Source organism: Kineococcus sp. AC630 (genome assembly GCF_979255925.1).
Map to the genome: position 1 here is coordinate 41,030 of NZ_CEEDMJ010000024.1, position 20,518 is coordinate 61,547.

The window sequence follows — 20,518 nt, forward strand, 5'->3', positions numbered from 1 at the left end:
TCGCCAGTCCACGACCGGCGTGGCGGCGAGACGAAACACGGAGTTCACCTAGACCTGGGGCGGCCCCGCGATCGCGGCGATCGGCCGTTCCAGCGCGGTACCCGACCCGTCCCGGCGTCCGGGCGTCTCCGGCAGGGCGACGGCGGTACCGGTCGACGTCGCGGCCTCGGCGGGGGCCGGCCCGGCCCACGCCAGCAGCAGGACGTCCTCGCCCCGGGCGAAGCGGTGGCAGCGCACCCCGCCGGTCGCGCGGCCCTTGGCCGGGTACTCCGAGAGCGGGGTGACCTTCGCCGAGCCGAGCTGCGAGGCCCCGCTCGTCGAGTCCCCCGCGACGGTGACGACGACCGGGTCGACCGCGTCGCCGGCCACGGCGGTCATCGCGACCACCCGGGCACCGGGGGAGAGCTTGATCCCGGCCATTCCGGCGGCGGGACGACCCTGCGGACGGACGGCGGAGGCGGAGAAGCGGAGCAGCTGGGCGTCGGAGGTGATGAACACCAGTTCCTCCTCGCCGCTCGTCAGCTGGACCGCCGCGACGACCTCGTCCTTCTGGCGCGGGCCGAGGTCCTTCAGCGTGATGACGTCGACCTCGTCGCGGTTGCCCAGCGCCTCGAGCACCACCCGCTTCACCGTCCCGCCGGCGGTGGCGAGGGCGAAACCCGGGTCGTCGGGGTCCTCGACGCCGGGGCTCGGCAGCGGCACGATCGTCAGCGCCCGCTCGCCCTTGCCGAACGTCACGAACTCCTTGACGCCCGTCCCGCCGGAGAGGTTCGGCCGTCCCGCCGTCTCGGGCAGCGTCGGCAGGTCCAGCACGGGAACCCGCACGAGGCGTCCCGCCGAGGTGATGACCCCGACGAAACCCCGGGCCGTCGCGGGGGCCGCGGCGAGCACCAGGTCGTGCCGGCTGCGCCGGCCCTCGGTGCCCAGGGGTTCCACCGAACTCGTCCGCGCCAGCAGACCCGCCGACGAGAGCAGGACCCAGCACGGGTCGTCGGAGATCTCCAGCTGCGTCGGGACGGCCGCCGAACCGGTCGCCGGGCCGGAGGCGGTGAGCAGCACCGTGCGGCGCGGCGTCCCGTGCTCCGCGGCGACCGCGCCGAGTTCGTCGCTGACGAGGGTCCGCAACCGGTTCTCGTCGTCCAGGATGGCCTGGAGCTCGGCGATGGTGGCCCGCAACTCGGCCTGCTCGCGTTCCAGCTCGATGCGGGAGAACCGCGTCAGGCGGCGCAGCTGCATGTCCAGGATGTAGCGACCCTGGTTCTCCGACAGGGAGAACCGCTCCATCAACCGGCTCAACGCGGCCGGGGCGTCGTCGGAGGAACGCACGATCGCGATGACCTCGTCGATGTCCAGGATCGCGACGAGCAACCCGTCGACGAGGTGCAACCGGTCCTGGGCCTTCTCCAGCCGGAACTGCGTCCGGCGGCGCACCACGTCGAGGCGGTGGCCGATGAACACCTCGAGGAGTTCCTTCAACCCCAGCGTCCGGGGCTGGCCCTCGACCAGGGCCACGTTGTTGATGCCGAAGGACTCCTCCATCGGCGTCAACCGGTAGAGCTGCTCCAGCACGGCCTCGGGGACGAAACCGTTCTTGACCTCGATGACCAGGCGCATCCCGTTGTGCCGGTCGGAGAGGTCGGTGACGTCGGCGACACCCTGCAGGCGCTTGTTCTTGACGTGGTCGGCGATCTTCTCGATCAACCGCTCCGGTCCGACGCCGTAGGGGAGTTCGGTGGCGACGATCGCCTGGCGGCGGCCGATCTTCTCCATCGTCACGCTGGCCCGGGTGCGGAAGGAACCGCGGCCGCTCGCGTAGGCGTCCTTGATCCCCTCGAGGCCGACGATGCGCCCGCCCGTCGGGAGGTCCGGGCCCGGGATGAAACGCATGAGGGCCGGGAGGTCCGCCTCGGGGTGGCGGATGAGGTGCTTCGCCGCGTTGACCACCTCGACGAGGTTGTGCGGCGGCATGTTCGTGGCCATCCCGACGGCGATCCCGCTGGCCCCGTTGACGAGCAGGTTCGGGAACGCGGCCGGCAGGACACCGGGTTCGGTGAGCCGGTCGTCGTAGTTGGGGACGAAGTCGACGACGTTCTCGTCCAGTCCCGTCGTCATGAGCAGCGCGGCCGGTGCCATCCGCGCCTCGGTGTAGCGCTGCGCGGCCGGACCGGCGTCCAGGGACCCGAAGTTCCCGTGCCCGTCGACCAGCGGGAGGCGCATCGTCCAGCTCTGGGCCTGGCGGACCAGCGCGTCGTAGATCGCGACGTCGCCGTGCGGGTGCAGCTTGCCCATGACCTCGCCCACGACGCGGGCCGACTTCACGTGCGCCCGCGCGGGGACCAACCCCATGTCCTGCATCATGTACAGGATCCGGCGCTGGACGGGTTTCAGACCGTCCCGGGCGTCGGGCAGGGCGCGCGAGTAGATGACGGAGTAGGCGTACTCCAGGAACGCCCCCTGCATCTCCTGCTCGACGTCGATGTCGACGATCCGCTCGGGAACGTCGGACGGCGGCGGCGGAGGTGCGGACTTGCGAGGCATGAGCCGCATTCTGCCGTCCCGCAGGGCGCGATCGTGTCCTAGCCGCCCCAGGGCGCGTCGAAGCGGCCGTCGTGGACGGTGTCGGCCAGGGTCCGCCGGTGGGCCCGCGAGGGGCGTGAGGCCTCGTCGGCGGCGGGGTGGCCCAGGGTCAGCGCGGCGACGACGCGGCGGTCCGCGGGCACCCCGAAGGCCTCCCGCACGGCGGCGTGCGCGGCCGTGGGGACCCCGAACAGGCACGCGCCCAGTCCTGCGTCGACGGCCGCGAGCAGCACCAGCAACCCCGACATCCCGGTGTCGACGTCCGGCCAGGACACCTCCCAGTGCGCCGCGTCCCGGTCGGGCCCCGGCTTGTCCGGCGCGGCGTAGCGGCGGGCGTAGGCGCCGGGGTCGGCGAGCAGGACGACCACGACGGGTGCGGTGCGCATGCCGGCCAGCCACCCGTCGGCCGGACCGGGCTGCGCCGTGCGCGCCCAGAACCGCTCGCGGTCGGCCGCGCTGCGCAGGACCAGCAGGTCGCGGCCCTGGCTGTTGCCCGCGCTCGGGGCCCGCAGCGCCGCGCTCAGCACGCGCCGCAGCACCTCCTCCTCCACCGGGGCGCCGTCGTAGCGGCGCACCATCCGACGTCGGGCCAGGACCTCCCAGAACTCCACGCCCCCATCGTCCTAGGATCACCACCATGCCGCTGCCGCCTGTGGGTTACCCGACCCGGTGGGAGGCCGACGTGGCCCTGCGGGACGGCGGGACGGCGCACGTGCGGCCCATCCGGCCGGACGACGCCGACCTGGTGGCCGACTTCCACGTCCGCCAGTCCGACGAGTCCCGCTACTTCCGCTTCTTCGCCCCGATGCCGCGCCTCTCGCGTCGTGACCTCGCCCGCTTCACCCAGGTCGACCACGTCGACCGGGTCGCGCTGGTGGCGACCGTCGGCGACGACATCGTCGGCATCGCCCGCTTCGACGCGGCCCCCGTCCGACCCGGCAGGCCCCGCTCGGCCGAGGTCGCCTTCAACATCTCCGACGCCCACCAGGGCCGCGGGCTCGGCTCGGTCCTGCTGGAGCACCTGGCCGCCGCGGCCCGCGAGCGCGGGATCCGCCGGTTCACGGCCGACGTCCTGCCGCAGAACGCGAAGATGATCGGGGTCTTCCGCGAGGCCGGGTTCGAGGTGCGCCAGGGCTACTCCGACGGCGTCCTGGAGGTCTCCTTCGACATCGACCCGACCCAGCGCTCCCTCGACGTCATGCGGGCCCGTGAGCAACGCGCCGAGTCGCGCAGCGTCACGGCGCTGCTCTCCCCGTCCTCGGTCGTGGTGATCGGGGCCCGGCGCACCCCCGGCACGGTGGGACACCGGTTGCTGGCCGACCTCGTGACCGGTGGGTTCACCGGCGCGATCCACGCCGTCAACCCCGCCGCGGTGGGGGAGACGCTGCTGGGGATCCCGCTGCTCGCGTCCGTCCGCGACATCGCCGACCCCATCGACCTCGCCGTCATCGCCGTGCTGCCCGCCGCCGTCATCGAGGCCGTCAACGACTGCGCCGCAGCGGGTGTGCGCGGCATCGTCGTGGTGTCGTCGGGTTTCGCCGAGACCGGCCCCGAGGGGGCGGAACTGCAGCGGGAACTCGTCCGCATCGCCCGGGCGAACGGCATGCGCGTCATCGGACCGAACTCCTTCGGCGTCGTGAACACCGACCCGGCGGTCCGGCTGAACGCCTCCCTGGCCGAGGACGTCCCCCGGGCGGGGCGGTTCGGGCTGTTCAGCCAGTCGGGCGCGCTCGCCGTGACCGTCCTCAGCTCGGCGCAACGCCGGGGGCTGGGCATCTCGACGTTCGTCTCGGCGGGCAACCGGGCCGACGTGTCCGGCAACGACCTCATGCAGTTCTGGCACGACGACGACGCGACGGCGGCCGTCGGTCTCTACCTGGAGAGCGTCGGGAACCCGCGCAAGTTCAGCCGGGTCGCGCGCGGGCTCGCCCGGCGCAAACCCGTCATCGTCGTGAAGTCCGGCGCGTCGGGGTTCGGCGTGCCGCCCGGGCACGCCGTGCGGGCCTCGCAGGTGCCCTTCGAGGTCGTCGACTCGATGCTGCGCCAGGCCGGCGTCATCCGCGTCGAGAACGTCCACCAGCTCTTCGACGTCGCCCAGGTCGCCGTCGAGCAGCCCCTGCCCGCGGGGTCGCGGATCGCCATCGTCGGCAACTCCGACGCCCTGGGGACCCTGGCCGCCGACGCCTGCGTCAGCTGGGGCCTGCAGGTCGTGCACGGCCCCAAGGCCGTCCACCCCGAGGCCGGCGCCGAGGAGTTCACGGCCGCCCTGCGGGCCGCCTTCGCCGATCCGGAGGTCGACGCCGTCGTCGCCAGCTGGGTCCCCCCGACGGCGACCGTCGACGCGACCGTCGCCGTCGCCGTGGCCCGCACCGCCGGGGAGGGGGGCAAGACCTGCGTGACGTGCTTCCTCGGCACCCGCTCGGTGTCCGCGACCCTCCTCGGGGTCGACGCGGGCGCCCCCGACCTGCCCGACGTCCCGACCGTCCCCAGCTTCCCGACCCCCGAGGACGCCGTCCGCGCGCTGGCGGCCGTCGTCCGCTACGCGCACTGGCGGCGCAAGGACCGCGGCCGGCCGGTGGCCCCCGAGGGCGTCGACCTCGCCCTGGCCCGGACCCTCGTCGAGGAGGCCCTGCGCGAGCACCCCGAGGGGACGAACCTGAGCCGCGACGCACGGACCGCGCTGCTGGAGGCGATCGGGGTCCCGCTGCTGCCCCGGGCCGAGGTCGACGGCGTCGAGGAGGCCGTGGAGGCCGCGGAACGCTTCGGCTGGCCCGTGGCCCTCAAGACCGTCGGCGAGGAGCTCTCGGGGCGCCAGGACCTGCGCGGGGTGCGCCTGGGGCTGTCCACCCCGGACGCGTTGCGGGACGCGGTGGGGGAGATGCGCGACGTCTTCGGCGACGGGGCCCGCACGCTGGCCGTCCAGCCGATGGCCCCCCTCGGCGTGCCCTGCCTGGTCCGCAGCGACGAGGACCCGCTGTTCGGCCCCGTGCTGTCCTTCGGGATCGAGGGCGATCCGCTGGACCTCATGGGGGATATCGCCTACCGGATCCCGCCGCTCACCGACGTGGACGTCTCCGACCTGGTCCGCTCCGTCCGGGCCGCGCCCAAGCTCTTCGGGCACCGCGGCTCCCCGCTGCTGGACGTCACCGCGCTGCAGGACGTCATCGCCCGCGTCGCCGTCGTCGCCGACGCGCTCCCGGAGATCGCGGAACTCCGCCTGTCGCCGGTGCTCGTCGCCGAGCGGGGGGTGAGCGTCCTGGACGCCGTCGTGCGGGTCGCCGCGCCCCAGGGCCGGGCCGACCCCGACCGGCGGACCCTGCCGCTGTGAGCCTGCCGTTGTGAGGCGCCGCCGCGACGTGCGCGAGGATGGTGGCATGCGCGAGCGCACCGACACCCGCGAGGGCACCGACCTCCCCGCCCGACTGCTCACCGACCTCGAGCGGGCCGGCTACTACCCGACTCTCGTCGCGGACAGCCTGCGCACCGCCGTCGCCGGTGAGCCGGTCGAGTTCCACCTCGTGCACCCCGAGACGACGTTCGACGCCAACGAGGTGCGACGCCACGTCACCGTCCTGGCCACGACGCCGACCCGCCTGGTCGTGGCGCACGCCGACGACCACGCCCCCGACGAGACCGCGAGCGAGGCCTACGCGATCTGCTCGACGGAGTCGGTCCCGCTGACGAGGGTGCACTCCGTCGTGGTCTCCCAGGTCGTCACCCGACCGGCCGACCACCGCGTCGGCAGCACCCCCGCGGAGGTCAGCCTCACGCTGGGATGGGGTGCGCTGCACCGCGTCGACCTCGAACCGGCGTCGTGCCCCGACCCCGACTGCGAGGCCGACCACGGCTACACCGGGTCCCTCACCGGCGACGACCTCACCGTCCGGATCGCCGGCGCGGCCGAGGGGGCCGACGCCGTCGCCGCCGCGCTCGCCTTCGCCCGCGCGCTGTCCGCCGTCACCTCGCGCTGAGCGTGCTGCTCCCCGCCCCCGGCTACGGTCGCGACACCCTCGCCGACCTCCTCCCCGCGGTCGCTCGGGCCCTGCGGCTGCCGGACTTCGCCGACGCCTCACCCGACCTGCTCCTCCCCGGGGCGCAACGGGTCTGCCTCGTCCTGATCGACGGGATGGGCGACCTCGCCCTGCAGAGCCGGTCCGGGCACGCGCCGACGATGCGCCGCTGGCGCGCCGACGGCCTGCACCGCACCCTCACCGCCGGGTTCCCGACGACGACGGCGACCAGCATGGGTCTGCTCGGCACCGGTCTCGCCCCCGGCGGGCACGGTCTCGTCGGCTACGAGGTCCTGGACCCCGACCGGGACGTGCTGCTCAACGAACTCCAGTGGGACAGCGCGGTGGACCCGCGCCGTTGGCAACCGCACACCACGGTCTTCCAGCAGGTCGTCGCCGGGGAGGTCGACGTCGTCCGGGTGGCCCCTCCGCACTTCGACGGTTCGGGCTTGACCGAGGCCGCCCTGCGCGGCGGACGTTTCGTCGGGACCCCGGAACGCCTCGAGGCCCGCGTCGACGCCGCCGTCGCCGCCGTCCGCTCGGCCCCGCGCCAGCTGACCTACCTCTACTGGGGGAAGCTCGACCACACCGGTCACGGCTCCGGCGTCGAGTCGGGGGAGTGGACCGCGGAGCTCGAACGCGTCGACGAGGCCCTGGGACAGCTGGCCCGCCGGTTGCCGAAGGGGACCCTGCTGCTCGTCACCGCCGACCACGGCATGGTCGACGTCGCGTCGCCGGACCGTCTCGACCTCGCCGCCGAACCGGAACTCCTGCGGGGTGTGCGACACGCCGGCGGAGAACCCCGGACCGTCCAGCTCTACACCGAACCCGGTGCGGCGCAGCAGGTCGCGCAGACCTGGCAGACCCGGTTCGGGGGTTCCGCCGAGGTCGTGCTGCGCGAGCAGGCGATCGCCGCCGGCTGGTTCGGCCCCGTCGAGGAACGCGTCGCCGGACGCATCGGCGACGTCCTCGCCGTCATGCGCGAACCGATCGCCGTCGTGAACTCCGCCCGGATGCGGCCCGAGACCCTGCGCCTGGTCGGACAGCACGGGGCGCTCTCCGACCTGGAACGCCTCGTGCCGCTCTTCTCCGTCTTCTGCTGATCAGTCCTTCTTCGTCCCGAACATGATGTCGTCCCAGCTCGGGACGCTCGGGCGCTTGGAGCCCGAGGAACCGCCGCTGCGGCCGGCGGAGCGGTTGCGGCGTCGGGGAGCGGGTTTCTCGACAGGAGCCTCCGCCGCGATCTCCGGTTCGGGCTCCGGGGTCGGTTCCGGTTCGACGGCCTCCGGTTCGAGGGCCTCCGGTTCGAGGGCCTCCGGTTCCTCGGCCTCGACCGGTCCCGGCTCGTGGCCGGGCAGGACCGTCCGGTCCTCGAGTTCGTCGGGGGCGGAGGCCGCGGGGTGCGCCGGCGGCGGGTCGGCGGTCAGGTCGTCGACGCGCGGGGCCGATCCGGAGTTGTCGGGGGCCGGCGGCTGCGCGGACTCGGGGCGGACCCCGCGCTGGTGGTCGAGGGCGTCGAGCAGGTCGTCGGTCTGGTTGGTCCGGACCCCGCCGTCGGCCTCGACGTCGTAGACGCGCTCGCCGGAGCGGTCGCCGGCGCGGCCCTCACCGTTGACGGAGACGAGCCGACGGGCGGGCAGCGGCCCCGGTTCGCTCGGTTCCTCCTCGCTCAGCCAGCGGGCCTCGTCGTCGAGCGCGGACAGCACCCGGGCGCTCGCGTCGAACCCCCAGCGGGCGACGCGGCCACGGCCACCGGCGACGAACTCGCACTGCACCGTCCAGGACCCGTCGTCCTCGCGCCAGGCGTCCCAGCGGGCACCCTCGGGGTCGACGGCACGGGCGGAGAGGCGGGAGACCACGACGTCGTCGAGGCTGCCCGCGACCGAGGAACGCCCGTACGGCGTGCGCCGGGCGAGGCCGACCACGTGGGCCCGTTCCGCCAGGACCGGTCCCTCGTAGCGGCGGACGTGCTCCAGCGTCAGCCCACCCGCGGCGGCCACGTCCTCGGCGGTCTCCCCGGCCCGGATCCGGGCCTGGATGTCGCGGGGCCGCAGCTGCGCCTCCATCTGGATCTGCAGCTGACCCAGGCGGGCGCGATCACGGCGCACGGCCGCGCGCAACGCCTCGTCGACCCGCAACCGGTACCGGCTGCCGTCGGTCGCCACGAGCACGACGTGCTCCCCGTCGTCGTGGACCCCGACGAGCCTCAGGTCCTGCATGAGGGGCGTCCTCCCGGCTGTGTGTGGTCGATCATCATCGCGGGTGCACTCTGCCACCTCCGACCCCGGGGCGCGCACACCCGCACGGTGTGCTGAGAATGACGACGTGAGTGACGCGACCCCGTACGACGCCCTCCTGCTCCTCTCCTTCGGTGGCCCCGAGGGCCCCGACGACGTGATGCCGTTCCTGGAGAACGTCACCCGCGGCCGCGGCATCCCGCGCGAACGCCTGGCCGCCGTCGCCGAGCACTACCTGCACTTCGGCGGGCGCAGCCCGATCAACGACCAGAACAAGGAACTGCTGACCCAGTTGCGCGTCGAGCTCGACGCCCGGGGGCTCGGTGGGCTGCCGCTGCTCTGGGGCAACCGCAACTGGGAGCCCTACGTCACCGACGTCCTGCGCGAGGCGCACGAGGCCGGGGCCCGCAAGGTGCTCACCGTCTTCACCAGCGCTTACTCCTCCTACTCCAGCTGCCGGCAGTACCGCGAGGACCTCGGGAAGTCGCTGCAGGCCCTGGCCGAGGAGGGGCGCGAGCTCGAGGTCGACAAGATCCGCCACTACTTCAACCACCCGGCCTTCACCGAGGTCAACGCCCAGGCGGTCGCCGACGCCCTCGAGGACCTCCCCGCCGAGACCCGCACCGGGGCCCGGGTGGTCTTCGTCACCCACAGCATCCCGGACGCCATGAACGACGTCTCCGGGCCGCCGGCCGCGGGCGGCGGCGCCTACGTGCGCCAGCACGAGGCCGTGGCCGCCGAGGTCGCCCGCCAGGCCTCGCTGCGGGCCGGGCACGACCTGCCCTGGGACCTCGTGTACTGCTCCCGCAGCGGCCCGCCCACCCAGCCGTGGCTGGAACCCGACGTCAACGACCACCTCCGCGCCCTGCACGCCGACGGCGTGCCGGGCGTCGTCGTGGCCCCGATCGGCTTCGTCAGCGACCACATGGAGGTCAAGTTCGACCTCGACACCGAGGCTGCGGAGACCGCCGAGGAGATCGGCCTGCCCTTCTCCCGCGCGGCCACCGTCGGGGCGCACGCGCAGTTCGTCGCCGGTCTCGTCGACCTCGTCGAGGAACGTGCCGAGGAGGCGCGGGGCGGGCACCCCGCCCGACCCACCAGCGGTGCCCTCGGGGCCTCGCACACGGTCTGCCCGGTCGACTGCTGCCGCAACCTGCGGGTCGCCCTGCCGGCGGCGACCGGTGAGGACTTCCGGGCCCCCGCCGTGGCCCACGGGTGAGCCGCCCCGCACCCGACGTCGCGCAGCTGCGCGAGATCGCCGTCACGGTCGCCCTGGCCGCGGGGGAGCTGATCTCCGCGGGGCGTCCGGACCGGGTCGAGGTCGCCGCGACGAAGTCGAGCCCCACCGACGTGGTCACGGCCATGGACACCGCCTCCGAGCAGCTGCTGCGGACCGAACTCGCCCGGCTGCGCCCCGAGGACGCCTTCCTCGGCGAGGAGGGCGGCTTCGAGCCCGGGCGCAGCGGGTTGACGTGGGTCGTCGACCCGATCGACGGCACCGTCAACTACCTCTACGGCCTGCGGGCCTACGCGGTGAGCGTCGCGGTCGTCCTCGACGAGGAATCACCCGAACGGCCCGACCCGGCGACGTGGACGGTGCTGGCCGGAGCCGTCGTCGACCCCTCCCAGTCGGAGACCTGGACGGCGGCCCGGGGCCTGGGGGCGACGTTGACCGACAGCCGGGGGACGCGGCGCCTCACCACCTCCGCCGGACCCCGGCTCGGTCAGGCGCTGGTCGCCACGGGCTTCGGCTACGACGCCGGGCGCCGGGCCGAGCAGGCCGCGGTGGTGGCGCAGCTGCTCCCACGGGTCCGGGACCTGCGACGCGTCGGGACGGCCTCGCTCGACCTGTGCTCGGTGGCCGCGGGTCGCGTCGACGCCTACTACGAGCGGGGGCTCAACCCCTGGGACTTCGCGGCGGGGCTCCTGGTGGCCACCGAGGCCGGAGCCGTCGTGACGGACTTCGACGGAGGGCCGGCCGGCTCCCACGGACTGCTCGCCGCAGGCTCTGACCTGCACGAACACCTGCGGAAGGCCCTCGGGAACGACGAAGCCTGACCCTCGGGTCGAGGGTCAGGCTTCGCTGCGTCGAGGTGGATCGAGGCCGATCAGGCCGTCGCGCAGCTCGTGCTGGACCGCAGGTCGAGGACGCGACCGTGCTGGTGGTCCGCGAGGTAGGCCACGGTGTCGGGCAGGGCCACGTCGTGCGCGGCGGCGAGGTCCACGAGGGCCTCGAGGTCGTCCAGGAAGGCCTGAGCGAGGTCGTCGTCGCCGTTCGCGGCGGCGGAGTCGATCGTGGCGCGCGTCCGCTGGACGCGCTCGGACAGTTCGGCCACGAACGTGGGGGACGAGATGGGTTCCTGCACGGGTACGGCACCTCCCTGGACTGCTCGGGGGCCCGGCGCTCGCGGCCCGACGCTGGGCGCGTGGGACGAGCGGCCGATCGGCGGGGACGCGTTCAGAGTACGGCCCCGCGGCCTCGCGGCCAACTCCCGGGGTGTCCGTCTGTGGACGATGGCGGACGCCCCAAAGGCGTTGTGTGAGCACGCTTGTGCACGGCGGGACGGAAGTGCGTCGTGGGGTGCGAGCGTCCTGCGACCCGCCCCGGTTCGAACTGGGCGCGCGGGTAGGTCATGATGCGTGCTCGCTCGACCACGTCCCCGGACGTCCGGGCGGGCATGGATCGAGCACGAGCGGTGTTGAGCTCGCCGCACCGGAAGTCCGGTGAGCGCACCACGAGACGGCATGGAGTGTGAGGCAGGGTCATGGCGACCGACTACGACGCACCGCGCAAGAACGACGACGAGCCCGAGGACTCCATCGAGGAGCTGAAGGCCCGGCGGACGGACAAGAGCTCGGGCACGGTCGACGAGGACGAGACGGAAGCGGCCGAGGGCTTCGAGCTGCCCGGCGCCGACCTCTCCAACGAAGAGCTGTCGGTGCGGGTCCTCCCGCGTCAGCAGGACGAGTTCACGTGCACCAGCTGCTTCCTGGTGGTGCACCGCAGTCAGCTCTACAACGCGCCCGACGGGCGCATCATCTGCAACGACTGCGCCGCCTGATCTCGGCGGCCAGCCGCTGCGGCTGACGCGTCGAGACCACCCAGTAGGGGGTGGGGTCGGTCGGGTCGGCCAGGTGGATCCGCACCGCGGTGGGGATCCAGGAACGGATCGCGAGGTGGGCCCGGGCGTCCAGCCCGGGCCCCAGCGCGGCCCGCCGCTCACCCTTCGCGATGACGTCGACCTGCTCGACGACAGCGAGCGGCAGCCGGGCCCGTCCGACGCGGAACTCCGTGTCGGTCAGGCTCGTCGACCAGGACAGGCTCAACAGCACCCCGACGCCGAACAGCGCCCCCACCACCGCACCGATCAGCGCGCCCCTGGGGCCCCAGATCGGCAAGGCGATGAAGGCACCCCCGAAGACGGCCGGCAACCACGTCAACCAGCTCGTGAAGGCCGGCCACCAGCGTTCGCGGCCGTCCCACCCCGTCTCCTGCGTCACGCTCTGCACCCGGTCAGGGTCGCACGCGCGGGCGCAACGGTAGTGTCGAGCCCCGTGACCGATCAGCTCCAGCAGACCCTCGCGGTCGAGACGGTGCTCACCGTCCCCGAGGCCCTGCCGACCTACGCCCACCCGGGCGACGCCGGGGCGGACCTCACCACGCGCGTCGACGTCGTCGTCGGGCCGGGGGAGCGGGTCACCGTCCCGACCGGCGTCTCCATCGCCCTCCCCGAGGGCTACGCCGCCTTCGTGGTCCCCCGTTCCGGGCTCGCCGCCAAGCGCGGTCTCACCACGCTCAACGCGCCGGGCACCGTCGACGCCGGGTACCGCGGCGAGATCCGCGTCACGCTGCACAACACCGACCTGCGTGAGGCCGTCGAGCTGCACTCGGGTGACCGAATCGCCCAGCTCGTCGTCCAGCGGGTCGAGCGGGTGCGCTTCGTCCCCGCCGCGCAGCTGCCGGAGTCCGTGCGCGGCGCCGGTGGCCACGGCTCGACCGGCGGCAGCGACGCCCTCCAGACCACCCCGACCAGCAGCCCGTCCCGCGAGGAGCGACCGTGAGCCTGTTCAACCGCCGCAAGGGCAAGACCGACGCCGGTCCCGGTCCAGACCTCTCCGAGGACGAGACCGTCTCCGCGGCCGCCGGAGTCGTCGGCGACCCCGAGGCCGAGGCGGCCGCCGCGGCCGGCGCCCCCGCCAAGGCCGTCGCGAGCGAGACCTTCGACCGGACCGACGGTCCCTACGACGAGTCCGAGGTCGACGAGGACGACGCCCGGCTCGCCCTCGGCGGTCTGCGCCTGGCCGGCCGCGAGGGCATGGAGCTGCGCTTCGAGGTCGAGGAGGCCACCCAGCGCGTCATCGCGGTGACGATCGGGATGAACGGCTCGACGGTCCAGCTGCAGACCTTCGCCGCGCCCCGCAGCGCCGGTGTCTGGGACGAGATCCGCGAGGAGATCGCCGCCGCCGTCGTGGCCCAGGGCGGCACCTCGGAGGAGCAGGACGGCCCGCTGGGCCGCGAACTGCTCTGCCGCCTGCCCGTGCGCACCGAGGACGGCCGCACGGCCCACCAGCCGACCCGGTTCGCCGGCATCGACGGCCCCCGGTGGTTCCTGCGCGCCGTCTTCTCCGGGCACGCCGGGCACGACGCGGCGGCGGCCGCGGAGCTCGAGGCCGTCGTCCGCGACGTCGTCGTCGTCCGCGGCGGGGAGGCCATGGCCCCGCGCGAGCTCATCCCCCTCACGCTGCCGCCCCAGCCGGAGCAGCCGGAGGCCGCCGTCGAGGCCGAGGGTGCCCCCGGGCAGAACGGTGGGCGCGAAGAGCTCAAGCCGTTCGAGCGCGGACCCGAGATCACCGAGGTGCGCTGAGGAACATCGCCACATCGGGTGGTGTTGTTCCCTCCGACCGTGTGAAGGGGCCTATCGTGGGTGCCGTGCCGAAGTCCTCAGTGCTGAGTGCGCCGCTCTGGCGGCGTGCGCTCGCGCGTTTCACCGCTTCCGAGTCCGACCTGGCTGCCGAGGAGGCGCAGGAGGAGACCGTCCGTCAGGGCGGGACCCCGTGCGGTCAGATCCCGGATCGCACCAAGGCCTGCGTGTGCGGGACCCTGCGGTCGGTGACGTTGCGGCCCCGTGGTGGTGTGCCGGCGCTGGAGGCGGAGCTGTTCGACGGGTCCGGCTCGGTGTCGCTGGTCTGGCTCGGCCGCCGCAGGATCGCCGGGGTCGAGCCCGGGCGCCGGGTGAAGGCGAGAGGTCTCGTCGCGTGCGACGACGGCCAGCGGGTGATCTTCAACCCCGTCTACGAACTGCTCTGCTCCGAGAAGGCGTGAGTCCCTCGCCACCTCCCCCGAGCACTCCGCCCACCACCGTCGAGGACCTCGTCCGGACACGGTTGTCGACGGCCCTGGGTGGGTGGCGAGGCCTGCTCGACTCCGCCGCACCCGCGCTGGCCTTCCTGGTCAGCTGGCTCGTGACCCACGACCTCAAGGTCTCCGTCGGTGCCTCCCTCGCGGTGCTGCTGGTCGCCCTCGTGGCCCGCGTCGCCCGCCGGGAGACCCTCCAGCACGCGCTGGGCGGGATCCTCACCACCGCGGTCGCGGCCTTCATCGCCTCCCGCACGGGACGGGCCCAGGACGTGTTCCTGCCCGGCATCCTGCTCAACCTCGGTCTGGCCGTGGTGTTCGCGCTCTCGATGCTCGCGCGGTGGCCCGTCGTGGGTTTCCTCGTCGGCGCCGTCACCGAGGACCCGACCGCCTGGCGACGGGACAAGGGCATCGTGTCGCTCTGCCAGAAGCTCACCGGGCTGCTGCTCGCGGGCTACGTCGTCCGCGCCGCCGTGCAGCTACCGCTCTACCTGAGCGGGAACACGACGGCGCTGGCCATCAGCAAGCTGGTCCTGGGCTGGCCGCTGCTGGTGGCGGGCATCGCGATCGCCGGACTGATGCTGCTCAAGGGGAACACCCCGCTGGCTCCCTCGGTCGATCCGGAACCCGTCGCCGAGGTCTGAGCCCCGGCTCAGCGCTTCTTCCCGGCCTTGGTCGCGTTGTGCTCGATCGCGGCGCGCACCAAGGCCTTCAGGGGTTCCACGCGCACCTCGTCGCCCTCGGAGAACTCCACGCTGCGGCGCTGGTTGCCGCCGAGTTCACCGTTGAACAACCCGTCGGGGTCGGGGAGCGAGGCGCCCCAGAGGAAACCCAGCTTCACCTTCTCCTTGAAGACGTTCCCGACGACGAGGGTCCCACCCAGCGACCACACCGGGGCGCCCATGTACTTCCACTCCTCGACGACGCCGGGATCGGCCTCGAGGATCGCCGCGCGGGCCTGCGCCAGCACGTCCCCGCGCCAGCCGGTGCTCTTCGCGACGAGCTCGTCGATCTTCGCGGTGGGGCTCTCCTCGCTCACGGGGTCCCCAGCATCGTCCGCAGCGCGGCCTCGGCGTCGGGCACGGAGAGGAAGAGCAGGTGGTCCCCGGCTTCGAGCACGTCGTCGGGGGTCGGGGGGAGTGGCCGCTCGGAGCGGACGATCGCGACGAGCACCGTGTCCTCGGGGAACACGACCTCGCCGACGGTGCGCCCCAGGACGGGGCTCCCCTCCTCGAGGGTGTACTCCGACATCGAGGAACGGCCCTGCTGGAAGGTGAAGAGCCGGACGAGTTCGCCGACGCTCACGGCCTCCTCGACCAGGGCGGTCATGAGCCGCGGCGTCGACACCGCGACGTCCACCCCCCACGCCTCGTCGAAGAGCCACTCGTTCTTGGGGTTGTTCACCCGGGCGACCGTGCGCGGGACGCCGTACTCCGTCTTGGCCAGCAACGACACCACGAGGTTCGCCTTGTCGTCGCCGGTCGCGGCGACGACGACGTCGCAGTCGGCGAGTTCGGCCTCGTCGAGGCTGGCGATCTCGCAGGCGTCGGCGAGCAGCCACTGCGCATCGGGGACGCTGGTGATCTTCATGGCCGTGGGGCTGCGGTCGATGAGCAGCACCCGGTGACCGTTGCCGAGCAGCTCACGGGCGATGGACCGGCCGACGATCCCGGCGCCGGCGATGACGACGCGCATCAGGAACCCTCCTCCGGGGCCGCGGCGAGCACGGCGCTGGCCTGCGGCTGTCGTTCGTCGGCGACGACCACGTGGACGATGTCGCCGTCCTGGTAGGCCATGCCGCGGGTCGGGACGACCCCCTGACCCAGCCGCGTCACGTAGGCGACGCGCACCCCGGCCGCGGCCTCCAGGGCCGAGAGCGGCTTCCCGGTCCAGTCCTCGTGCACGGGCGTCTCGATGAGCACCACCCGTCCGGAGGGGTCGCGGAACTCGCTCAGCGCCCCCTGGGGCACGAGCCGACGCAGGACCTGGTCCGCCGTCCAGCGCACGGTGGCGATGGTGGGGATGCCCAGGCGCTGGTAGATCTCGGCACGACCCGGGTCGTAGATGCGGGCGACGACGTTGTCGACGTCGAACTTCTCGCGGGCGACACGCGCGGCGAGGATGTTGGAGTTGTCCCCCGACGACACCGCGGCGAAGGCGCCGGCCTCGTGGATGCCGGCCTCGACCAGGGTGTCGTGGTCGAAGCCGACCCCGGTCACCCGCCGGCCCGCGAAGGTCGGGCCGAGTCGGCGGAAGGCGTCGGCGTTCTGGTCGATGACCGCGACGCTGTGGCCCCGCTGCTCGACGGTGAGGGCCAAGCTCGACCCCACCCGGCCACAGCCCATGATCACGAAGTGCACGGGTCAGACGCTACCGCCTGGGGCGCGCTCCGAGCACGGCGCACACCCGGTCACCGCCTAGCATCTCCAGACGTGCCCTCTGTGACGGACGCGATCAAGCGCGTACTGGTGGGGCGGCCGTTCCGCAGCGAACGACTGTCCGAGACCCTGCTCCCCAAACGCATCGCCTTGCCCGTGTTCGCCTCCGACGCCCTCAGCTCGGTCGCCTACGCACCGGACGAGATCTTCCTGACCCTCTCGATCGCGGGGATCGCGGCCTACACGCTCTCGCCGTGGATCGCCGCCGCGGTGGTGGTGGTCATGTTCACGGTCGTCGCGTCCTACCGGCAGAACGTGCACGCCTACCCCTCGGGGGGCGGTGACTACGAGGTCGCGACCGTCAACATCGGGCCCAACGCCGGCCTGACCGTCGGCAGCGCGCTCCTGGTCGACTACGTGCTGACCGTCGCGGTGTCGGTCTCCTCGGGGGCCCAGTACGCGGCGGCGGCGATCCCCGTCCTGCGCGGGCACGAGGCGGCCTTCGCCGTGGTGCTCGTGCTGCTGCTCATGACGGCGAACCTGCGGGGGCTGCGCGAGAGCGGCGCCGCCTTCGCGATCCCCGTCTACGTCTTCATGTTCTCGGTGCTGGGCATGGCGATCTGGGGCTTCGTCCGGCTGCTGGGCGGGACGCTGCCGCAGGCCCCGAGCGCCGGTTTCGACCTCGCCGCCGAGCACGACCTCTCCGGCGGCCTCACGAGCGTGGCCGGGGCGTTCCTCATCCTGCGGGCGTTCTCCTCCGGGGCCGCCGCGCTGACCGGGGTGGAGGCCATCAGCAACGGGGTGCCGGCCTTCCAGAAGCCCAAGAGCAAGAACGCGGCGACGACGCTGCTGCTGCTGGGGACCCTCAGCGTCACGATGCTCGTCTGCATCATCGCCCTGGCCAACCTGACCCACATCCGCTTCGCCGAGGACCCCGCGACCCAGCTGCTGCGCAACGGGGTCCCCGTCGGCGACAGCTACGTGCAGGACCCGATCATCGGCCAGCTCGCGGCGACGGTCTTCGACCACTTCCCGGTCGCCTTCTACGTCGTCACCGCGGCCACCGGCATCATCCTGGTGCTCGCCGCGAACACCGCCTTCAACGGCTTCCCGGTGCTCGCCTCGATCCTGGCCCGCGACGGCTTCCTGCCCAAGCAGCTGCACACCCGCGGGGACCGGCTCGCCTTCTCCAACGGCATCATCGCGCTCGCGCTCGTCGCGATCGGCTTCATCGTCGCCTTCGACGCCGAGGTCACCCGCCTCATCCAGCTCTACGTCATCGGGGTGTTCGTCTCCTTCACGATGAGCCAGACCGGGATGATCCGGCACTGGACCCGTCACCTGAAGTCCGAGACCGACCCGGCCAAGCGCGCCTCGATGCGGCGCTCGCGCGTCATCAACAGCATCGGCCTGGGCCTCACCGGTCTCGTCCTCGTCATCGTCCTGCTGACGAAGTTCACCCAGGGCGCTTACATCGCGATCATCGCCATGGTCTTCGTCTTCGTGAACATGAAGCTCATCCGGCGCCACTACACGTCGGTGAGCCGCGAGCTCGAGATCGGTCCGGACTCCAAGCCCAAGGCGCTGCCGACGGGGGTGCGCAGCGTCGTGCTCGTGTCGAAGATCCACAAGCCGACGCTGCGGGCGCTGGCCTTCGCCCGGGCCGCCAAACCCACGGAGCTGCAGGCCGTGACGGTGGCCGTCGAACCGGAGGAGAGCGCGGCGCTGCAGAAGCGGTGGGAGGAGATGGGGATCCCGATCCCGCTCACCGTGCTGGACTCCCCGTACCGCGAGATCACCCGGCCCGTCGTCGACCACGTCAAGGCGCTGCGCAAGCGGTACCCGCGCGACCTCGTCATCGTCTACGTGCCCGAGTACGTCGTGGGCCACTGGTGGGAGACGTTGCTGCACAACCAGTCGGCGCTGCGCCTGCGCGCCCGGTTGCGCTACCAGCCCGGGGTGATGGTCGCCAGCGTCCCGTGGCAGCTCAGCAGTTCCGAGGGTCTGGAGGACCGCGTCGAACGTGCCGCCCCCGGGGTCGTGCGGCGGGGAACCTTCGGTCCCGCCCCCAGCGAGGAGATCAAGTGAGCAGTCCCACCCGAGCCCGTCGGACCCGAGCGCGGGCGTCCCGCCCCGAGGCGGGTCCGGACGCCGCCGGGACCGAGGTCGAGCTCGAGGTCGGCCCGGTCGCCCACGGCGGGCACTGCGTCGCCCGGCACGAGGGACGCGTCGTCTTCGTCCGCCACGCCCTGCCCGGTGAACGGGTCGTGGCCCGGATCACCGAGGGGGCGGCGAGCGCGAAGTTCTGGCGCGCCGACGCCGTCCGGGTGCTGCGCGCCGACCCGGCGCGGGTCGAGCCGGCCTGTCCCGTGGCCCGGCCGGGGATGTGCGGGGGTTGCGACTTCCAGCACGCGACACCGGCCAAGCAGCGGGAGCTGAAGGCCCGGGTCGTCGCCGAGCAGTTGCACCGCCTCGCCGGCCTCGACCTCGAGGTCGTCGTCGAGGAGGCGCCGCTGGCGGGGCCCGAGGGTCTGCGCTGGCGCACCCGCACCCAGTTCGCCGTCGACGCCGAGGGGCGCACCGGTCTGCGCGGACACCGCTCGCACCACGTCGTCCCCGTGCAGGACTGCCCGATCAGCACCCGTGCCGTGATCGAGAGCGGGGTCCTCGACCAGCGCTTCGGCAACGTGGAGACCGTCGAGGTCGCCGCGGGTTCCGACGGCGCCCCGCCGTTGGTGGTGATCACCCCGACGCCGTCACGGCACGCGAACCTGCCGAAGCTGCCCGACGCCTCCGTGGCGGTGCGGACCCCCGAGGGACTGCACCGGGTGTCCGGCCGCACCTGGGTCGGCGAGCGGATCACCGTGCGGGGTCAGGAGCACGCGTTCCGCGTCGGCGGGGCCGGGTTCTGGCAGGTCCACCCCGCGGCTCCGGCCGTGCTGGGCGAGGCCGTGCTCGCCGCGCTCGAGCCGCAGCCGGGGGAGAGCGCGCTGGACCTGTACTCCGGGGCGGGCCTGTTCACGGCCCTGCTCGCCGACGCCGTCGGGGAGGAGGGGAGCGTGCTCGCCGTGGAGGGTGAGGAACGCGCCGTGCGCGACGCCCGCCGCTCGCTGCACGGGCAGCAGCACGTCGAGCTGTGGGCCGGTTCCGTCGAGGAGTCGCTGACCGACGTGGAGCTCACGTCCCGTCGGGTCGACGTCGTCGTGCTCGATCCGCCGCGTTCGGGCGCGGGTCGCGAGGCGGTGCAGGGGATCGCGGCGCTGGGTGCGCGCGTGATCGCCTACGTCGCCTGCGATCCCGCCGCGCTCGCCCGGGACAGCGCGTTCCTGGCCGAGCACGGCTACGTCCTCGACGGGCTCCGCGCCTTCGACCTCTTCCCGCAGACGCACCACGTGGAGTGCGTCGCACGGTTCGTGCCGCGCGGCTGACGTCAGGCGCGACCCGCGCGGTCGAGCTCGTCGAGACCGGCGAGCACGGACGCGAGCACGTCCTGCGCCGGCGTCTCGCCGGTGTCGGTGAGGTCGATGACCTGGTCCCCCGACCACTGCCGCGCGAGTTCGCGGGTGGAGTGGCGCGGGACGTAGCGGGCGGGACGGCGGACGAGCAGCGACACGGCGTTCTCCTGGGCGTTCGGGGCGGGGGTCAGCCGAGGCGGCCGGCGGAGGCCAGCCACGCCAGCAGGACGACGGTGAAGACGAGCGAGGCGCCGATCCCGGCCTTGGCGACCAGGGCCAGGCCGTCGACGTCGATGCGCTGCCACAGCGCGCGGAGCGCGTCGAGAGCCCGGGTGCGGACGTCGACGACGGGCTTCTCGGGCACAGCGCGCAGACCGGCGAGCAGCGCGGTCAGGACGGCGCCGGACTCGGCGTCGCCCAGTTCCACGGCGCGGGGGACGCGCCGGGCGGGAAGGGCGCGGTGGGCCGCGGCGGGGCGGGTGTTCCGGGTGGCCGGCGCGGGGAC

Annotated in this window: 22 protein-coding genes; 12 read left to right on the forward strand and 10 right to left on the reverse strand. The window is 73.5% G+C overall.

Features of this window, described 5'->3' with window-relative positions; all coding sequences use genetic code 11:
- Positions 1–48 precede the first annotated feature (48 nt).
- Together AC0I8G_RS21505 and AC0I8G_RS21510 are read right to left on the reverse strand one after the other, a co-directional pair.
- The gene (locus AC0I8G_RS21505) at positions 49–2,538 is read right to left on the reverse strand and encodes a DNA gyrase/topoisomerase IV subunit A (RefSeq protein ID WP_471731757.1); all 2,490 of its coding nucleotides are present in this window, start codon (positions 2,536–2,538) and stop codon (positions 49–51) included.
- A 38-nt stretch (positions 2,539–2,576) separates the two neighbouring features.
- Positions 2,577–3,188 carry a nitroreductase family protein gene (locus tag AC0I8G_RS21510; protein ID WP_471731758.1) on the reverse strand — a complete coding sequence of 204 codons (612 nt, stop codon included), beginning with the start codon at positions 3,186–3,188 and terminating at the stop codon, positions 2,577–2,579.
- A 26-nt stretch (positions 3,189–3,214) separates the two neighbouring features.
- Between AC0I8G_RS21510 and AC0I8G_RS21515 the strand changes: the two genes are divergently transcribed.
- The 3 genes from AC0I8G_RS21515 to AC0I8G_RS21525 are packed head-to-tail and all read left to right on the forward strand — an operon-like array spanning position 3,215 to position 7,690.
- Positions 3,215–5,905 carry a bifunctional acetate--CoA ligase family protein/GNAT family N-acetyltransferase gene (locus tag AC0I8G_RS21515; protein WP_471731759.1) on the forward strand — a complete coding sequence of 897 codons (2,691 nt, stop codon included), beginning with the start codon at positions 3,215–3,217 and terminating at the stop codon, positions 5,903–5,905.
- Between the two features lie 46 nt (positions 5,906–5,951).
- Positions 5,952–6,548 (forward strand): DUF5998 family protein, encoded by a 597-nt coding sequence (locus AC0I8G_RS21520; RefSeq protein WP_328291917.1) that lies wholly within the window; start codon positions 5,952–5,954, stop codon positions 6,546–6,548.
- A gap of 2 nt (positions 6,549–6,550) precedes the next feature.
- Positions 6,551–7,690, forward strand: a complete 1,140-nt coding sequence (locus tag AC0I8G_RS21525) for an alkaline phosphatase family protein (RefSeq protein WP_471731760.1) — start codon at positions 6,551–6,553, stop codon at positions 7,688–7,690.
- On the opposite strand, the gene sepH is transcribed toward AC0I8G_RS21525, so the two are convergent.
- Complete coding sequence (gene sepH, locus AC0I8G_RS21530) at positions 7,691–8,806, reverse strand: septation protein SepH (protein ID WP_471731761.1); 1,116 nt, start codon at positions 8,804–8,806, stop codon at positions 7,691–7,693.
- Between the two features lie 106 nt (positions 8,807–8,912).
- Between sepH and AC0I8G_RS21535 the strand changes: the two genes are divergently transcribed.
- Both AC0I8G_RS21535 and AC0I8G_RS21540 read left to right on the forward strand, forming a co-directional pair.
- On the forward strand, positions 8,913–10,043 hold the full coding sequence (locus tag AC0I8G_RS21535) for a ferrochelatase (protein ID WP_471731762.1): 1,131 nt from the start codon (positions 8,913–8,915) through the stop codon (positions 10,041–10,043).
- Positions 10,040–10,882, forward strand: coding sequence for an inositol monophosphatase family protein (locus tag AC0I8G_RS21540; protein WP_471731763.1), 843 nt, complete (start codon positions 10,040–10,042; stop codon positions 10,880–10,882). The genes AC0I8G_RS21535 and AC0I8G_RS21540 overlap by 4 nt, the downstream gene beginning before the upstream one ends.
- A gap of 50 nt (positions 10,883–10,932) precedes the next feature.
- On the opposite strand, the gene AC0I8G_RS21545 is transcribed toward AC0I8G_RS21540, so the two are convergent.
- Positions 10,933–11,190: a hypothetical protein gene (locus AC0I8G_RS21545; RefSeq protein WP_380262131.1), complete on the reverse strand. Its 258-nt coding sequence runs from the start codon at positions 11,188–11,190 to the stop codon at positions 10,933–10,935.
- A gap of 399 nt (positions 11,191–11,589) precedes the next feature.
- Here AC0I8G_RS21545 and AC0I8G_RS21550 point away from each other — a divergent pair, with 399 nt between their 5' ends.
- Entirely contained in the window at positions 11,590–11,886 is a 297-nt protein-coding gene (locus AC0I8G_RS21550) for a DUF4193 domain-containing protein (protein ID WP_471731764.1), read from the forward strand.
- On the opposite strand, the gene AC0I8G_RS21555 is transcribed toward AC0I8G_RS21550, so the two are convergent.
- The gene (locus AC0I8G_RS21555) at positions 11,861–12,334 is read right to left on the reverse strand and encodes a DUF3093 domain-containing protein (RefSeq protein WP_471731765.1); all 474 of its coding nucleotides are present in this window, start codon (positions 12,332–12,334) and stop codon (positions 11,861–11,863) included. The genes AC0I8G_RS21550 and AC0I8G_RS21555 overlap by 26 nt on opposite strands.
- Before the next feature lie 84 nt (positions 12,335–12,418).
- On the opposite strand from AC0I8G_RS21555, the gene dut reads away from it, so the two are divergent.
- Genes dut through AC0I8G_RS21575 form a run of 4 tightly spaced genes read left to right on the forward strand, consistent with a single transcriptional unit; the run spans position 12,419 to position 14,824 of the window.
- Positions 12,419–12,886: a dUTP diphosphatase gene (gene dut / locus AC0I8G_RS21560; RefSeq protein WP_471731774.1), complete on the forward strand. Its 468-nt coding sequence runs from the start codon at positions 12,419–12,421 to the stop codon at positions 12,884–12,886.
- Positions 12,883–13,689 carry a DUF3710 domain-containing protein gene (locus AC0I8G_RS21565; protein ID WP_471731766.1) on the forward strand — a complete coding sequence of 269 codons (807 nt, stop codon included), beginning with the start codon at positions 12,883–12,885 and terminating at the stop codon, positions 13,687–13,689. The genes dut and AC0I8G_RS21565 overlap by 4 nt, the downstream gene beginning before the upstream one ends.
- A gap of 56 nt (positions 13,690–13,745) precedes the next feature.
- The gene (locus tag AC0I8G_RS21570) at positions 13,746–14,147 is read left to right on the forward strand and encodes an OB-fold nucleic acid binding domain-containing protein (protein ID WP_380161680.1); all 402 of its coding nucleotides are present in this window, start codon (positions 13,746–13,748) and stop codon (positions 14,145–14,147) included.
- On the forward strand, positions 14,144–14,824 hold the full coding sequence (locus AC0I8G_RS21575) for a DUF3159 domain-containing protein (protein WP_471731767.1): 681 nt from the start codon (positions 14,144–14,146) through the stop codon (positions 14,822–14,824). Before AC0I8G_RS21570 ends, AC0I8G_RS21575 begins: the two co-directional genes overlap by 4 nt.
- Before the next feature lie 8 nt (positions 14,825–14,832).
- Here the strand turns inward: AC0I8G_RS21575 and AC0I8G_RS21580 are convergent, their stop codons facing one another.
- The 3 genes from AC0I8G_RS21580 to AC0I8G_RS21590 are packed head-to-tail and all read right to left on the reverse strand — an operon-like array spanning position 14,833 to position 16,540.
- A complete protein-coding gene (locus AC0I8G_RS21580) occupies positions 14,833–15,219 on the reverse strand; it encodes a DUF1801 domain-containing protein (protein WP_471731768.1) in 387 nt (128 codons plus the stop codon).
- Entirely contained in the window at positions 15,216–15,875 is a 660-nt protein-coding gene (locus tag AC0I8G_RS21585; protein WP_380262141.1) for a potassium channel family protein, read from the reverse strand. The genes AC0I8G_RS21580 and AC0I8G_RS21585 overlap by 4 nt, the downstream gene beginning before the upstream one ends.
- The gene (locus AC0I8G_RS21590) at positions 15,875–16,540 is read right to left on the reverse strand and encodes a potassium channel family protein (RefSeq protein ID WP_380161683.1); all 666 of its coding nucleotides are present in this window, start codon (positions 16,538–16,540) and stop codon (positions 15,875–15,877) included. Before AC0I8G_RS21590 ends, AC0I8G_RS21585 begins: the two co-directional genes overlap by 1 nt.
- A 72-nt stretch (positions 16,541–16,612) precedes the next feature.
- Here AC0I8G_RS21590 and AC0I8G_RS21595 point away from each other — a divergent pair, with 72 nt between their 5' ends.
- Together AC0I8G_RS21595 and AC0I8G_RS21600 are read left to right on the forward strand one after the other, a co-directional pair.
- Positions 16,613–18,646, forward strand: coding sequence for an APC family permease (locus AC0I8G_RS21595; RefSeq protein WP_471731769.1), 2,034 nt, complete (start codon positions 16,613–16,615; stop codon positions 18,644–18,646).
- Positions 18,643–19,986 (forward strand): class I SAM-dependent RNA methyltransferase, encoded by a 1,344-nt coding sequence (locus AC0I8G_RS21600; protein ID WP_471731770.1) that lies wholly within the window; start codon positions 18,643–18,645, stop codon positions 19,984–19,986. Before AC0I8G_RS21595 ends, AC0I8G_RS21600 begins: the two co-directional genes overlap by 4 nt.
- A 2-nt stretch (positions 19,987–19,988) precedes the next feature.
- On the opposite strand, the gene AC0I8G_RS21605 is transcribed toward AC0I8G_RS21600, so the two are convergent.
- Together AC0I8G_RS21605 and AC0I8G_RS21610 are read right to left on the reverse strand one after the other, a co-directional pair.
- On the reverse strand, positions 19,989–20,171 hold the full coding sequence (locus AC0I8G_RS21605) for a hypothetical protein (RefSeq protein ID WP_471731771.1): 183 nt from the start codon (positions 20,169–20,171) through the stop codon (positions 19,989–19,991).
- Positions 20,172–20,200: 29 nt separating this feature from the next.
- Positions 20,201–20,518: hypothetical protein (locus AC0I8G_RS21610; protein ID WP_471731772.1), on the reverse strand; the 318-nt coding region annotated here is incomplete at its 5' end.

Coding starts and splice junctions, on each gene's coding strand:
- sepH (WP_471731761.1), bottom strand. CDS start 8,806: ATGCAGGACCTGAGGCTCGTCGGGGTCCACGACGACGGGGAGCACGTC.
- AC0I8G_RS21550 (WP_471731764.1), top strand. CDS start 11,590: ATGGCGACCGACTACGACGCACCGCGCAAGAACGACGACGAGCCCGAG.
- AC0I8G_RS21505 (WP_471731757.1), bottom strand. CDS start 2,538: ATGCCTCGCAAGTCCGCACCTCCGCCGCCGCCGTCCGACGTTCCCGAG.
- AC0I8G_RS21585 (WP_380262141.1), bottom strand. CDS start 15,875: ATGCGCGTCGTCATCGCCGGCGCCGGGATCGTCGGCCGGTCCATCGCC.
- AC0I8G_RS21515 (WP_471731759.1), top strand. CDS start 3,215: ATGCCGCTGCCGCCTGTGGGTTACCCGACCCGGTGGGAGGCCGACGTG.
- AC0I8G_RS21520 (WP_328291917.1), top strand. CDS start 5,952: ATGCGCGAGCGCACCGACACCCGCGAGGGCACCGACCTCCCCGCCCGA.